This window comes from Pedobacter sp. ok626 (assembly GCF_900100435.1).
In the GTDB taxonomy this organism is placed as follows: Bacteria; Bacteroidota; Bacteroidia; order Sphingobacteriales; family Sphingobacteriaceae; genus Pedobacter.
Window position 1 is genome coordinate 171,494 of sequence record NZ_FNEX01000003.1, and the last position, 15,579, is coordinate 187,072.

13 protein-coding genes are annotated in these 15,579 nt (G+C 39.9%); 4 read left to right on the plus strand and 9 right to left on the minus strand.

Translation table 11 applies throughout. The annotated features are described in order from the left end of the window. Positions 1–44: 44 nt before the first annotated feature. From BLS35_RS05095 to mnmE, 7 genes are all read right to left on the minus strand, one after another. Complete coding sequence (locus BLS35_RS05095; RefSeq protein ID WP_090778467.1) at positions 45–1,046, minus strand: hypothetical protein; 1,002 nt, start codon at positions 1,044–1,046, stop codon at positions 45–47. 3 nt (positions 1,047–1,049) lie between these two features. Then, on the minus strand, positions 1,050–1,838 hold the full coding sequence (locus BLS35_RS05100) for a hypothetical protein (RefSeq protein WP_090778469.1): 789 nt from the start codon (positions 1,836–1,838) through the stop codon (positions 1,050–1,052). A gap of 144 nt (positions 1,839–1,982) precedes the next feature. Further along, on the minus strand, positions 1,983–2,864 hold the full coding sequence (locus BLS35_RS05105) for a hypothetical protein (RefSeq protein ID WP_090778471.1): 882 nt from the start codon (positions 2,862–2,864) through the stop codon (positions 1,983–1,985). A 16-nt stretch (positions 2,865–2,880) separates the two neighbouring features. Next, entirely contained in the window at positions 2,881–3,165 is a 285-nt protein-coding gene (locus BLS35_RS05110; RefSeq protein ID WP_090778473.1) for a hypothetical protein, read from the minus strand. A gap of 243 nt (positions 3,166–3,408) precedes the next feature. Continuing rightward, complete coding sequence (locus BLS35_RS05115; RefSeq protein ID WP_207909086.1) at positions 3,409–4,587, minus strand: hypothetical protein; 1,179 nt, start codon at positions 4,585–4,587, stop codon at positions 3,409–3,411. Between the two features lie 132 nt (positions 4,588–4,719). Next, complete coding sequence (locus tag BLS35_RS05120; protein ID WP_090778475.1) at positions 4,720–5,817, minus strand: helix-turn-helix domain-containing protein; 1,098 nt, start codon at positions 5,815–5,817, stop codon at positions 4,720–4,722. A 100-nt stretch (positions 5,818–5,917) separates the two neighbouring features. Further along, complete coding sequence (gene mnmE, locus BLS35_RS05125) at positions 5,918–7,288, minus strand: tRNA uridine-5-carboxymethylaminomethyl(34) synthesis GTPase MnmE (protein ID WP_090778477.1); 1,371 nt, start codon at positions 7,286–7,288, stop codon at positions 5,918–5,920. 94 nt (positions 7,289–7,382) lie between these two features. Between mnmE and BLS35_RS05130 the strand changes: the two genes are divergently transcribed. Continuing rightward, positions 7,383–8,516, plus strand: coding sequence for an AI-2E family transporter (locus BLS35_RS05130; protein WP_090778479.1), 1,134 nt, complete (start codon positions 7,383–7,385; stop codon positions 8,514–8,516). 58 nt (positions 8,517–8,574) lie between these two features. Here BLS35_RS05130 and argS read toward each other — a convergent pair whose 3' ends face one another. Further along, positions 8,575–10,356: an arginine--tRNA ligase gene (gene argS / locus BLS35_RS05135; RefSeq protein WP_090778481.1), complete on the minus strand. Its 1,782-nt coding sequence runs from the start codon at positions 10,354–10,356 to the stop codon at positions 8,575–8,577. Positions 10,357–10,378: 22 nt separating this feature from the next. After that, positions 10,379–11,329, minus strand: coding sequence for an arginase (locus tag BLS35_RS05140; protein WP_090778482.1), 951 nt, complete (start codon positions 11,327–11,329; stop codon positions 10,379–10,381). 102 nt (positions 11,330–11,431) lie between these two features. Between BLS35_RS05140 and BLS35_RS05145 the strand changes: the two genes are divergently transcribed. The 3 genes from BLS35_RS05145 to BLS35_RS05155 all read left to right on the plus strand — a co-directional run bounded on the left by BLS35_RS05145 (position 11,432) and on the right by BLS35_RS05155 (position 15,575). Continuing rightward, complete coding sequence (locus BLS35_RS05145) at positions 11,432–12,823, plus strand: arginine decarboxylase (RefSeq protein ID WP_008246064.1); 1,392 nt, start codon at positions 11,432–11,434, stop codon at positions 12,821–12,823. A 327-nt stretch (positions 12,824–13,150) separates the two neighbouring features. Next, on the plus strand, positions 13,151–14,101 hold the full coding sequence (locus BLS35_RS05150; RefSeq protein WP_090778484.1) for a hypothetical protein: 951 nt from the start codon (positions 13,151–13,153) through the stop codon (positions 14,099–14,101). Positions 14,102–14,195: 94 nt separating this feature from the next. Beyond that, positions 14,196–15,575: a PP2C family protein-serine/threonine phosphatase gene (locus BLS35_RS05155; protein ID WP_090778486.1), complete on the plus strand. Its 1,380-nt coding sequence runs from the start codon at positions 14,196–14,198 to the stop codon at positions 15,573–15,575. Positions 15,576–15,579 lie beyond the last annotated feature (4 nt).

Consider the following 15,579-nt stretch of genomic DNA (forward strand, 5'->3'; position numbering starts at 1 on the left):
TGGAGATCTGAATGATCGCGCGCTGTAGGCCGATACATAATATATTAGGTCCTCTTCTCTATACAAATCACAAAACTTGTTGTGCCGGTAGTGATCTGGTTACTTATCCCACCAATCAGCAGAAAACATCCGTTATGGTGATCAATGATTTTGTCACCAGACAAACCTTTAGGCAGTACCACATCAATCAGTTCACGACGGTCTATATCCAGTAATTTCTGGCTACCCTTCCAATCGTCTGAACCAAAAGCAGGCGTAAGAATCGCATAAGATCCCGAAGAACTAAACAAACATTCCTTCCCTCCTTTCTTTGCCCCCTTATTCAAGGCACCCAAAGAGAACAATTTTTCTTTAATCTTCCCATCGGCACCAAGTAAACACAAATCACTATAATCCATTCCATATTTCAGGTAACCACCATCCCGGTCACCAATACTAAAAATATAGGTCTGTTCATTTTTATTCAGCGCATGCAACAAGGTAAAAGGCTTCTGAGAAGGCTTCTGCAATACCTCTGCCCCATCACTTAGCTCATGCCTGTGATTCCAATGATTCAAGGTAAGCCATTGAGCCGACCGATCAGCAACATCAATCTTCAGCTCCGCAAAATACACCGGCAGCAAACCACTATCCTTGAACAGAAAAGGAATAAAATCCGAATCCGTACTACCCGCATAAACATAATTACTCAATTCCTTCTTGAACTCCGGATATTGAATGCCAGGAAGCATATTGGATATAGAAATCCTAATCGGCTGAGTTTTCTCCTCTTCAGTAAACAGATACAACATATTCCCCGAAGTAGCGTATATGCCCACATAACCGGGAAACTGAAACAGCGTTGGCGGATCAAAAACATCATAAGTAAAATCAGCGATCCGGACATTTTCGACACCAGAATTCGTATACCAGTCCAGGTAATAACAGCCTTCGTTATCATCCGAATAAAACGCAACCACCATCCCACTCTGCAGTAGCATCAATCGATGATATTGCACATCAGCATTCGCCGTAATGTTTATTTTTCGAATCAATTCCAGTTCCATACGCTATTGAATTAAATTGGTCACCACATCCTTAGCCGTCAAACCGCTGGCATTGCCCTCATTCCTATCGTACACCAAAGCACTAAAATTACTTCCCGAAGCATTGGTAATTTTCACCCTCAAATCCGGTTTTCCCAATATATAATAATCAACATCCTCCATAAAATCAGCCTTACCAATAGGCGAAAGCGTAATGCTATTTCCTGTCACCTTTGTGATTTTACCAGTATTAGGCAGCTGCAAAAGGATGTTTTTCAGCGCCACAGCAGCCTGTATATCAGGCTTAGCCGTCACTACCAAATCCTGAAAACAACAATTGTTATCAACATTATCCTGATCCTTCTTATAATCCGCAGCAAAGCGATGATAGGCAACCGAGCTAAAGATCCGCGTCAATGATATGTCCTTGGGTTTCTTCAACACCGCTGCAATAAAGTCGTTCAGTTGATCACTGCCCACATAAACCACCACCTTGTTATAAACAATCCGATAATAACGCAATGCAGGTAAGCTCATCGAAAGCTCATCCTTAAGTTCCAGCCTTTGGTATTTCGTATTGAATAAACCCGTAGTACTTGAACGGTTGTTATCATGTGCCCTGAAAGCGTTGAACCCGGAATAAAAGGACACCTTCACATCGGTGTTCTCCGGATTAAAAAAGTTAGCCTGATCTGTTTTGATCACCAGCAAACTGATGTTTCTTCTACAGGCTACCAGAGAATCGTTTAATTGTGCCTGTACTCCTGATGTAGCGAGTAAGGTTAATAGGAATGCAAATACCAGTTTTTTCATGAGTATATCGTTTGTTTTTTTATAATTCAATGGCTAGCTACTATCTCACTAAATACTCTGCCCCCAAATCTTCTCGACAATTTCATCCGCCGCATATTCAAAGTATTTACCTACTGGAAAAATGGTACATCGACATGCTCTCATCTAATTATTCCTTGCTTTTTTAAAATCTGTTGTTATCTCTTTAAAGTTTGCCAGGATTGGCTCCAGTTTGGTTTTATGCTCTGGAAGATGTAAATAGATGTCAAGAAACACCATTTGACCATTGTTGGCTTTTAAGACAAATCCGCCTTCTTTTAATTTATTAACAAGATGAACCAACTTCCCATTTCCAACGATTTCGATCTTACATTCAGACACAGGAATCATGGTATAATTCTTCTTGTTGATATAACCAGTCCAGCCATTATGAAATTGGGTCATTTCTTCTTCTTTCAGGTTATAAAGCACAGCCGCTGTTTTTTCAGCCGGCACAAGTTGGCTCATAAATTCGCTACCCTTCCCATTTTTCAAAAGCTCCCCCATTTGTTCAAACCACTTTAAAGCTTCGGTTTGTATGGTTTTATCATTAGGAAGTGCTTTATTATACTTCCATCCCGCAATGTCATATGGAACGGCTGCAATAAAACTACCCTGCAATGAACCTTCATTTTTCCATATCTCTTTTTGCCTGTACTCCCTTGGAACATTCTTAGTTTCAGTGATGGTTACCAGAGGTGTTTTTCCCTCTGTAACGATTTTAATGCTTTGGGAACCACTATTCAGGATTGCACCATTGGCATAAAAACTCCTATCCCCTCTACCCTCATAGTACATCAAAGGAACATCATTAATTAAGATCTGACATCTTGCATCCCCTTCAGAGACTTTAACCGTATAGGTTAAATGGTCATTGTTACCAGTTGCTTTGTTTTGTTTTGTCTGACTCGTTTTTACACTTGTGGCTTGGCTATAAACGGTATTTTGTGCCATAATAAACAGTAATAAAATGTAGTAGAATCTGATCATTGCTTTTAAATTAGTCATCTTATTGGTTATCAAATTAAAATCTTCGGATGAAATAGACAATCACGCAGATCAGTGGGATGAGGATCGTGATCAATCCACAGATCAGCATGATCGGCCCTAAGCCCATTCCATCCTGCGGATCGCCTGTCCTTCTGGTCGCCATGTACCAGAACCAAAGTGCAATCAAAACATTTATCGCAATTCCGATGAGGTAAATACTGATGTCCTTTCCCCCCTTAAGGGATGACCAGATCAACAGGCTGTATACTGAACTCAATCCAATGGCGAGTCCGAGTATGATTTTGGTTAGTTCAGACATATATTCAATTTGTTTACTAAAATTATGCCATTAATCGGCGTGATAAACCGGTGATTTTAAACTGCTAATAGTAGAACATTCTACTTAAACTGCCCTGCTAAATGAACTTGTATCTCCAAGCAGATCTGTAGGTATAGTCCCAAAAAACAGAACCATACCCTTAGTCCAGTTTGAAATAAAATCGGACGGCAGTTAGTTGAATATGGTGAGATACCAGGAAATGCTGCCGAGAGTATAACCATCTTATCCGAGCATTCTATGTCTATGAAAGATCTGGTTCTGATCAAATAAATAACGGTACGTCGCCAACCGACGCGTCCGTTCTGCGCCCATATTTTTCGCAAAATTGATCATCTTAGGATTGAAATCTCCAATCCACTGCATTTCATAATGGCTATACCGGGTTTGAGACTTAAGGACAGATAGCGCACTGACCACCATAAACGCATCTATCCCCTTGGCCTGATATTCCGGGATCACCCCAAACAAAATCCCCACCAGCTTTGGACTTGGCCGAAATTTCTTCAACCATAAAAATCTCAATATATGCAGCAGGCTGAATTTCCCCTTCAATGATTTAAAATGGTAATTGAGATCAGGAAGGTTTAACCAACAGGCAATAGGCTGATCATGATGGTAAGCAAACCAGATGGCTTTTTCATCGATAACCGCCTTCATTTCGCTAAACAATTTTATGGCTTCATTTTCTTCCATGGTCTTTCCCTCTCCATGGGTCTCCCAGGACTTATTGTAAATGCTGGTAAAATCCAGCGCAAACTGTTTTAGCCTGCGCTTGCAAAACGGGATCACCCGGTACCCATCATAAGATTCAATCTTATCTTTGATCCTATAAAACTTCTCAGGAAGTGTCTGCGCCAGGTTCATGCTATAACAATCCTGATAAAAATATACTTTAAAGCCATACTGCTCAAACAAACGCTGATAATAAGGTGGATGATAGTTCATCCCGTACAACGGTGCATCAAAACCCTCCATCAATAAGCCCCACCAATTTACCCGTTCTCCAAAATTAATTGGCCCGTCCATTGCCTGCATTCCTTCTCGTTGCAACCAGCGTTTGCATTCATCGAACATAAAGTTTGCCGCATGGGTACTGTCAATGCACTCGAAAAAACCGATCCCTCCTGTGGGCTGATCCTGCTCATAGTTGTGATTGATAAAAGCTGCAATTCTGCCTATTACAGTTTTATTTTCATCAAAAAGCAACCAGCGCGAACATTTACCATGCTGAAAGAATTTGTTTTTCTTTTCGTCAAAAACAGCTGCTATGTCCTTATTCAAAGGTTGAATGTACTGCGGATTTGAACTGTGAATCCGATTTGGCAGATCCAGGAACAAAGACGCATCCGCCCTGCCGCTGACCTCATGCAGATGCATTCTCCCTATCATATTCTTGTCCATAAAAATAAGTTTGAAACAAAAATATGGGCAATACATAGCCTGAAAGTTCGAGGTTATAGAGTCGAACCCTTTTTGTTGGTGAATTTTTAACTACTAAAAATCAACCAATTAACCGAAATACAATATTCGAACTTATAAAGTCGAATGCTTTTTTCTAAACTCGGAAGGAGTTTGATGGGTTACTTTTTTGAAAATCGTATTAAAAGAGGTTTTGGAATTGAAACCAGCTTCATAGGCAATGCCAACCAAAGAGAACTTGTTCTCGTTCTCGTCCAATAAAAGTGCTTTGGCGCGTTCCACCCTATATTTATTCACAAACTGGAAGAAGTTTTCATTAAAACCGTTATTGATGAGGTAAGAAAGCTGATGCGGGTTCATGCTCATTTGCTTTGCCAGCTTAATCAGGTTCAATTCCCCGTCCAGGTATGGCTTTTCAGCTTCCATAAGGGCAAGCAGCTTCTCTTTAAAAACTTCAAATTCCGCATCCGTTAACAATTTCTTTTTATCTCCAGGCATCTCTTCCTCCAATTCAACTGCTAAAAGCTCTTTTCTTTGTTGTTCATCCAGCGGATAGATTTCTTTCTGTCTCAAGGTATAATAAGTGGTGATGTATACAATGAACAGAAACAACAGATCCATCAGAAAATTATCCTGAGTTTTTTGGATAAAGATATTATACAGTTCGTAGCCTACCGTAATCGTAATGGTGATCAACAGCAAGAAGGTCAGTTTAATCAGCCATTGCAGGTTGATTTCTGTATTGGAGGATATGGTTTCAATTCTTTTCTGGTGCTTGCGTATTTTATAATAGATAAAGCTCAGGTACAGTAAATTCTGAGAAATATTGATAAACAAAGCCAATTTACGGCAAACCTCATTTTCCCAGAAAAACAGGAGCAAGACCAGATAAACAACTGGAATAACACAACAGCACAAATCGATTTTTTTAAACTTACGATTCGGGTTTATAAAAAGCACGACACTTGCGTACAACAATATCGGTGTGAAGATTTGTAGAAAATAAACAAATTTGGCGGCGTGCTCAGTTACTGGTAACATGCATATCGCGAGTATGTCTAAAATCCAATAGGTAGACCAGAAGAATAGAAACAGGCCGAAAAACAGATTGGCTTTTTTGTTGACGTTCATTGGGTTCACCAAAACGATGAACGATTGCAGGATCAGGCTACCATATAACAACACCAGAATCAATTTTTGCAGATTTTCCATATTTGTATACCGGCTTATCCGGAATTAAGGTATTCGAAACAGGCATATCAAATCAGTGGGATCCCAATGGAGTCTCACAGGATGCAGTAATTATCACCGATTATTTGCCTATGCAGAACTTACTAAAAATGTTCTCTAACAAATCATCCGTAGTAACCTGGCCTGTGATCTCGCCCAGATAATGAAGCGCTTGCTTAATATCCATTGCTAGGAAGTCAGAAGTCACTGGATTAACCAACCCTTCGGCAACACTATTTAAAGCCGTCCTGGTCCTTTGTAGTGCTTCTACATGTCTAATGTTGGTAACCATGGTATGGCTGTCCGACAGTTTATCTCCTACTGCTGTATCGTATAATAACTGCTTCAGCTCCTCAATATGTTGTTGTTCCTTTGCCGAAATAGCAATAAAACTAATATCAGCAGGTAATTTAAGTTCTTTCAATCTGTCACTGTAGGAAAGATCCATTTTATTGGCGACAGCCAAAAATGCAATCCCCGGTTTGTGCAAACGTAAAATATCTTCTTTAATTTCTTCAGCGGTAAGATTTACCACATCAAACAAATAGACCAACACTGCCGACTGATTAATTTTCTGCATGGTTTTCTCCACACCTATCGCTTCAATCGTATCTGTAGCTTCACGAATACCTGCAGTATCAATCAGCCTGAAGTTGATACCATTGATATTTAGCACCTCCTCGATCGTATCTCTGGTTGTACCTGCAATTTCACTCACAATAGCACGATCTTCATTCAGTAAAGCATTCAACAAAGTCGACTTACCTGCGTTTGGTCTGCCAGCAATTACCGTGTTGATACCCATCTTGATCACGTTACCCAATTCAAAAGAGCGGATCAGCTTATTCAATACAACAGTGATCTTCTCAATCAATGCCTGTAACTGATCTCTATTGGCAAACTCTACATCCTCCTCAGCAAAATCAAGTTCTAGCTCAATCATCGAAGCGAAATGAATCAGTTGTTCGCGCAAGACATTCAATTCCGTACTAAAACCACCCCTTAACTGGTTCATAGCTACACTATGCGCCGCTGCTGAATCCGAAGAAATCAAATCAGCCACAGCCTCAGCCTGAGAAAGATCCAGGCCACCATTTAAAAACGCCCTTAAAGTAAACTCTCCGGGCTTTGCCGCAGAAGCTCCTTTTCTAATCAGCAAACTAATAATCTGCTGAATGATATAATTAGAACCATGACAGGAGATCTCCACCACATTCTCCTTAGTATAGGACTTTGGCGCTACAAATAAGCTGACAAGCACCTCATCTATAACCACATTTCCATCTTTAATTAAACCAAAATGTATGGTATGTGAGTCTTGAGCAAGCAAATCTTTGCCACTAAAAACAGAGTTGGTAATGGCAATAGCATCTTTTCCGGAAAGGCGGATTACACCTATAGCACCGATTCCCGGTGGGGTTGATAAGGCAACTATAGTCTCATTCGTAATCATGGGCAATCTTTGTTAAGTTTGATTTCTGGCACAAAATTAGCCAAACATTCCGTACCTTTTAGTTATTACCACCACAAAAACAAACATATTGCGAATGAAAGACATGCCACTCACCGTTAGACGGTCTATTGAATTACTGGGAATCGCATTGCTCGGCGCCCTCCTTGTTATTGGTAATGACATCATTATGCCTGTAATCATGGCCTTCTTTATTACCATAGTGCTACTCCCAGTCTACCGTTTTTTAATAAGAAAAAAATTCCCAGAGATCGCGGCAATCATATTGCCCATCCTATTATTAGCCATTTTATTAGGACTCATTGTTTGGTTTTTTTCCGCCCAGATAGGAATTTTGGTGAACGACTTCCCTGATATTAAGAAAAATGTGAGCTCGCACCTGAATTCAATAAGTGCCTGGATCAACAGCATCAGTGATTTCTCTACCAAAGAGCAAGTAAAATTTATAAACGATAAAAGTAACGATCTGCTGGGAATGGCCGGAAAAGCTGCCAGTGGAGCCGCTGTAACGCTAAGCTCGGTATTTGTATTTATGGGTCTATTACCAATTTACATCTATTTGATGCTTTTCTATAAGGATATCCTACTGCGCTTCGTTTTTATGTGGTTTAAAACAGATCACCATCCTAGAGTGAAAGAGGCCATTTTTGAAACAGAGGCCATCATTAAGAATTACCTGGTAGGATTACTGATTCAAGTGAGCTACATGACGATTTTATTAGGAGGTATATTGTTATTGATTGGTATAAAACATGCGCTACTGATAGGTGTGATTTTCGCCATATTAAACCTGATCCCCTACGTTGGCGCATTAATTGGAAACATTATTGGGGTAATGCTTACACTAACCTCATCGACAGAACTTTGGCCAGTGATTACCGTTTTAGGTGTTATAGCGGCAGTTCAGTTCCTGGACAATAATATATTGATGCCAAGGATAGTTGGCTCTAAAGTAAAGATCAATGCGCTGTTTGCCATTCTCGGAGTAATTATAGGTGGCAGTATTGCTGGGGTATCTGGAATGTTCCTGGCGCTGCCTATTATTGCAGTACTAAAAGTTATTTTTGATAGAACGGATACTTTTAGACAATGGGGAGTATTATTGGGTGATGAAAGGCCTGAAAAAAGCCCTTTGACATTTGCTTCCTTTAGGAAAAGGAGCGCGGTAACTGTAAAGGCAGGTACATCAAAAACAAAAGAGAAGGATTAATCCTTCTCTTTTGTTTTTTGTAGTGCGAGATCCTGATACAAACTCAGGATTACATACCTTACATTCTTTCAGGAACCGCGATTCCTAAAATACGCATCCCTCTTTTCAATACTTCTGCCGTTACAAAACTCAAGTTCAAACGGTGCTTTTTAACAGCCTCGTTTTCCTCCTTAATAATCGGCGGAGTCTCATGATAAAACTTATTAAACATCTTAGCCACTTCGTATAAGTAATTGGCTAAAACTGCCGGACTATGTGTTTTCGCTGCCGACTGAATCTCATTTGGATACTTAGCCAACAGCATAATCATTTCTTTCTCTGTAGCGGTAATCTCTGCATCAGCAACACCTGCATGCGCAAAATCATAACCTGCTTTGAGCAATAACGATTTAATCCTTGCATGTGTATATTGAATAAATGGACCAGTATTTCCCTGGAAATCGATAGACTCTGCAGGATCAAATAACAATCTTTTCTTAGGCTCTACTTTCAACAAGAAGTACTTTAATGCGCCCATACCAATATTATAGTACAAACGCTCTTTCTCTTCCTCGTCGAAATCATTTACCTTACCTAAAGCTTCTGTTTTTGCCTTAGCGGTATCGATCATCTCTGCAACCAGGTCATCCGCATCTACAACAGTCCCTTCACGAGATTTCATTTTTCCACTCGGCAAATCCACCATACCATAAGATAAATGGTGCAGACCAGTAGCCCAGCTTTTACCTAGCTTCTCCAAAATCAAGAAAAGTACTTTAAAGTGATAATCCTGCTCGTTACCCACCACGTAGATCGACTCATCCATTTTAAAATCGTCGTACTTCATTTGGGCAGTACCCAAATCCTGAGTAATATATACAGATGTACCATCCGCACGTAAAACCAACTTCTGATCTAAACCATCAGCAGTTAAGTCAATCCATACCGAACCATCAGGCTTTTTAAAGAACACGCCTTTCTCCAAGCCTTCATCAACAGTACCCTTACCCAACAAATAGGTATTGCTTTCGTAATAGTACTTATCAAAATCAACACCTAGGTTTTTATACGAAACGGCAAAGCCATCATATACCCAACCGTTCATGGTCTTCCAAAGCTCAATCACTTCCGGAACACCAGCTTCCCAATCTTGAAGCATTTTCTGTGCTTCTTTAATTAAAGGTGCATTTTTCTTGGCTTCTTCCTCAGTCTGACCTTCCAGCTTTAAGGCTTCAATTTCTTTCTTATACTCCTTGTCGAAAATTACGTAGTACTTACCTACAAGGTGATCACCTTTCATCAACGAGCTTTCTGGCGTTTCGCCATTACCCCATTTCTGCCAGGCCAACATGGATTTACAGATATGAATACCTCTGTCGTTTACCAGATTCACTTTTACCACATCATAGCCACTCGCTTTAAGCAATTCCGCTACCGAATAACCCAATAAGTTATTTCTTACGTGACCTAAATGCAATGGTTTATTCGTGTTTGGCGATGAATACTCAACCATTACCTTTTTGCCATTCGGACTAAACACACCAAATGATGGATTTAGGAGGTCTGTATTAAACAGATTTACCCAATAAGCGTCAGCAATACTTAAGTTTAAAAAGCCTTTAACCACGTTAAAAGCCGTAACTTCTTCAATGTTTGCTACTAAATATTCGCCCAGATCGGTAGCCGTAGCCTCTGGCGATTTTTTTGAGAAACGTACAACAGGAAATACCACTATAGTGATCTGTCCTTCAAATTCAGCTCTTGTATCCTGTAAATTAACCTGATTTTCAGGCAAATCCTGCTGATATAACTCTTTTACTGCCGCTACAGTTGCAGCGATAATCTTATGTTCGATGTTCATATGCTAATAATCCCCAAATCTACTATTCGTTTCTGAAAGCGTTGGTCGCTTTAATTAAAATTTCAAAAGCATGCTCTGCCATTTGGTTTTCCCGGTCTAAAGTTGGGTTCACTTCTACGATTTCAAAGCAGCAAACTTTCTGGTTGGTAATCAAGCCCGACATTAGTTTGCCGGCCTCTCTTTCCGTCAAGCCTTGCGCTACTGGTGTACCTGTACCTCTGGAAGCTGTGGGATCCAGTGAATCCACGTCAAAAGAGACATAAATCAAGTCACAATGATCTAGATATTTAAGCGTCTCGATTACGGTCCGCTCTACTCCTCTTTTTCTCAATTCAGCAGTAGTAAATATTTGTACTTTATGTTTTTTAAGTAATGCTGCTTCCGGCCGTTCCATATCCCTTGCCGAAATCAGCACCAGATCGCGATAACTGATCTTTGGTGCAATCTTGCCTACGTTTTTAAGCTGATACCAATAGTTAATTGTTTCCTGATCCAGCTTGTTCACTTTCGCCTCCAAATTGTCTTCATCGAGCGCCATCGCAAGCGGCATTCCGTGCATGTTTCCCGAGGGAGTTGTGTAAGGTGAATGTAAATCTGCATGTGCATCGATCCAAACTACACCTAATTTAGACTTAGGATACATCGCTTTTATACCAGCAATTGTACCAGCCGCAGTACTGTGATCGCCAGCCAACACGATGGGAAATTCACCTTTTGCTAAGGTCGAACTCACTTCGTCACTCACCCGCTCCACCATCGTCAATATTCCTGAAATCCGCTTTGCAAAGGGGCTACCGGTACTTTCAAGCAACAAATGGTTCTCCGTAGGTACTTCTACAGATTTATGTTTTTTGAAAAAACGGCTCCCAAAATCAAGCGCTGCAATCTTAATTGCATCCACCCCTAAACTCGCTCCACGTGTGCCTGCGCCGATCTCAGATTTTACTTCAATAATTTTTAAAGTCTTAGTCATAAAAAAAATACGGGTGTATTTTATAAAGTGTTTATCTTTGAGCCCAAAATTAACTTATTTTAATTTGCCAAACCTTATAAATAATAGTTCAAAAATAAAAAAATGCAGAGTTACTCCGAATTTCTTGATCTAAGTGTTGGTTTCCCTCAGGAAGGTTACAGCGTAATAGACGACGAATTATATTTTCAAGACCTCAATCTGATGGAGATGATTGAAACCTATGGCACACCATTGCGTTTCACTTACCTTCCTATGATCAGTAAGAAAATTCAGCAGGCCAAGTTGTTGTTCCAGACAGCAATCATCAAGAACAACTACCGTGGCGATTACAAGTACTGCTATTGTACGAAGAGTTCCCACTTCAGACATATTGTTGAAGAGGCCCTTAAAAATGGTATCCACCTGGAAACATCTTCAGCATTTGATATGCCGATGATTGAGGCCCTGGAAAAAAAAGGTGCCCTAACCAAGGATATTACCGTGATTTGTAATGGTTTTAAAACTTATCAGTACAAACAATATATCATTGATATGTTGCATGATGGCTATAAAAACATCATTCCGGTTTTGGACAACAAAGAGGAGTTTAACCTTTTTGATGATGAGGTAGAAATGGACACACCTTGTAATCTGGGTATCCGTATCGCAGCAGAGGAACAACCAGATTCACAATTCTATACTTCCCGTTTAGGTGTCCGTATGGAAGATGTAATCGACTTTTATAACAATAAAATCTCTGCAAATCCTAATTTCAGGGTTAAACTACTGCATTTCTTCATCAACTCGGGTATTACAGATTCTCCGTACTACTGGAATGAGCTAGAGAAATATGTAACCTTGTATTGCAAATTTAAAAAGATCAATCCTGAATTGGATACTTTGGATATCGGTGGTGGTATGCCATTTAAAGATTCATTGGTATTTGATTTCGATTACGAATACATGGTAAACGAAATTGTAAAAAGGATTAAAGAAATCTGTGCTGAGCATGATGTTGTAGAACCGGATATCATTACTGAATTTGGTAAATACACTGTTGCTGAGGCTTCTGGTATCTTATACAAAGTATTGGGGCGTAAACAACAGAACGACAGAGAGAAATGGTTGATGCTTGATGGATCATTTATTACCAATCTGCCAGATGTTTGGGCATTGAACCAAAAATACATCCTTCTTCCGATCAACAACTGGGACGCAGAGTACGAAAGGGTAAACCTTGGTGGTATTACTTGCGACGGACAGGATTACTACAATCAGGAAGCGCATATGAACAGTGTGTTTATGCCTAAAACCCGTAAAGTTCAATATTTAGGTTTCTTCAACACTGGAGCTTATCAAGAGGTATTGAGTGGTTACGGTGGTATACACCATTGCTTGCTACCTAGTCCTAAACATGTGATCATACGTCGTAATCGCGATGAGACATTCAACTTTGAGGTGTTTGGTGAAGAGCAGAACAGTAAACAAGTATTGAAGATCCTGGGTTATACCTAGGATTAGCTACCTTATAAAATTACAGCCCCGATCGTCTAGCCACTTTCGGGGCTGCTTTTTTAACCGCCGGCACATAATGCGAGGCGATTATCTTTCGGGGTTGACATAAAAGTTTGTGCCCCAATGCATTTGTAATGCGATGATTTATCCCATTCGAATTGTTTTTTGTATTAAATCCAATGGTGAACAGTAAAATGATAAATATGTTTTATTTTTTTTAAGCATATTCAAACAGCTGTTCTCGCTATATTAGAATGTTATCTTTGTATTGAATTAACTAGCTTTACCGTTATATAGAAATCGTTCAAGAACATTAACCTTTTATAGATGGAAGAAAAACCTTCTTTTTGGCAAAGAATAGGAATACAGGATTGGTTTTTAAGCAGCAATGAATCTGCACCAACCGCTAAATCACAACCACTTACACCAGATACAGTTTATAAATATATCATAGATAAATTTAAGGAATCTATTGCTGAGCTTTCATTTGCGGAGCGTATCGTTTTCTACCATGAGTTTATCATTTGCCTGAATACCGATGACTACCGTACATTTATGGACAATAAAAACGGCCTATTCGGTCTGATTGCCCAGGAATCTGTAAAAAAATTCTACGAAATATTGAGCGACTATGCTGCTACTGGCAAGAGCGTAGAACCATCAAGCAACAAATGGGTTTTTCGCTTTGTCTCCCATCCTGATTACAAATCCGGCGATAAGGGTTTTATTGGTAAATTAATGCCGGATGGCGCTCAAAAACAGGAGAACCTAAGGGTTACTTTTATACCGCGACAAACCGGAATGGCACAAACATTTGACATCAGCAACGATGTCCTGAAGGATTTCATCTTCTATAGCGAGGGATACTATGAGATCCCCTATCTGGCTAATTTGAAGTTTAAGGCGAAAAATGAAGTGGTTGAGGAAAATGTATTATTGGCAAGATTTGAAACCACACTGCCAGATAAAGCTTACTCGGGGCAAAAGCTGGAATACCTGATGAAGAGTAACGACATCACGATTTCTGGCAATGAGGAAACAAGAACGGATGCGAATGTATTTAAAATCCCGTCTGAATGGGTAAACTCACCGCATCTTCAAATTCGCTATCGTAAGACAGAGGAGAAATTCTTCCTGGCTTCTTTCGGAGAGAAAACAATCCTGAACGAAAATCTGGTAGAAAGAAGTACCCCAGAGGATCCAAAATGGACTGAACTGCCGGTAAATTCAAGAATCATATTGAACGGAATTATTGGTGTTAATATATTTAAAGCCTAACCTATGTCGCAAATCCTATCTGTAGCGTTATTGCTTATCTGTGTGATCTTACTGATCGCTCACTTTGTGGCTATTAAAAATTCGACCAGCAAGAATGGATAGAAATTATTTTGGAATAACAGATACTGGAAAAATACGTAGCAATAATGAAGATACCTTTATTGCTAAAAAGATAGCAGGAACAGATTTTGTGCTTGCCTGCGTAATAGACGGGGTTGGTGGGTATACAGGCGGTGAAGTTGCTGCAGCCATTGCAAGAGATACGATATTAAAGCTGATTGACAACCCTACTGGCGACTTATCGTTATTAATGCGGACTGCAATTACCGAAGCGAATGACCAGATCATTGCATCAAAGCAGCAGAACAAGGAGCATGAAGATATGGCCTGCGTACTTACAATGGCACTAGCAGACCTTAAAAACAACCAATTCCACTATGCGCATGTTGGTGATACGCGCTTGTATTTGCTTCGCGACAGCTCTTTAATCAAAATATCTAAAGATCAATCGTTTGTAGGTTTTATGGAAGATTCGGGCCGCTTAACCGAAGAACAGGCCATGCAACATCCAAAACGCAATGAAATCAATAAAGCTTTAGGCTTTCCTGGAAACATTAACCTGCAGGAAGATTACATAGAAACAGGGAACTCTCCATTTTTACCCGGTGACCTGATCCTGCTTTGTAGCGATGGCTTATCGGATATGGTGAATAAACAAAGCATCACCGAGCTGCTCTTAAAAGAAACTGAGCTAGAAGTAAAAGGCGTCGAGCTGATTGATGCGGCCAACAATAACGGTGGTAAGGACAATATTACGGTCGTGCTGGTTAAAAATGATAAAGCATCATTTGTGCATGAAGTCACCAAACCTGTAGCGCTTCCTAAAAAAAAGAAAGTAATACCAACCGTTCCAGAGACAATAATTCGGGAAGAACAAATCACAGCGCAGGAAAGTAAAGTTGCAAAGCTTAAGCAAGCAGGCTCAAAGAAAATGAGTGGCAAGACCGTTCTACTTATTTTTATCGCTTTTGTGGCGCTGGCAGCCATAGCTTATCTTTTCTTCAAGCAATCATCTGGAGATATGGGCAACCAACCTTCTCCAACTGTAGATTCTACAGCTTATGCAAAAAATGCACAAGCCATAAAATTGCAGGATACCTTAAACAAATTGACAGGAAATATTTTGATCCTGGATACTTCTGTTTTTAAATCGCCCATACTGATTACCGAACCGATCAAAATAAACAGGGATAGCTTGTATTTGAAAGCGACTGGCAACATCACTATAAAAAGTGACTCTGGATATAATGGACAGCCTTTTTTAATTGCGCCCGGCAATAAAAGCACTTTACTGGAGAACTTTACTTTAGAGAATTTTGATGATGTGAGCGAGCTGCAACGAAAAGGCATATTGCTAAAAAATGTACAATTCATCAGGACAGAGGCTCCGGTGGCATTAAAACCAATTAAATAGCTAT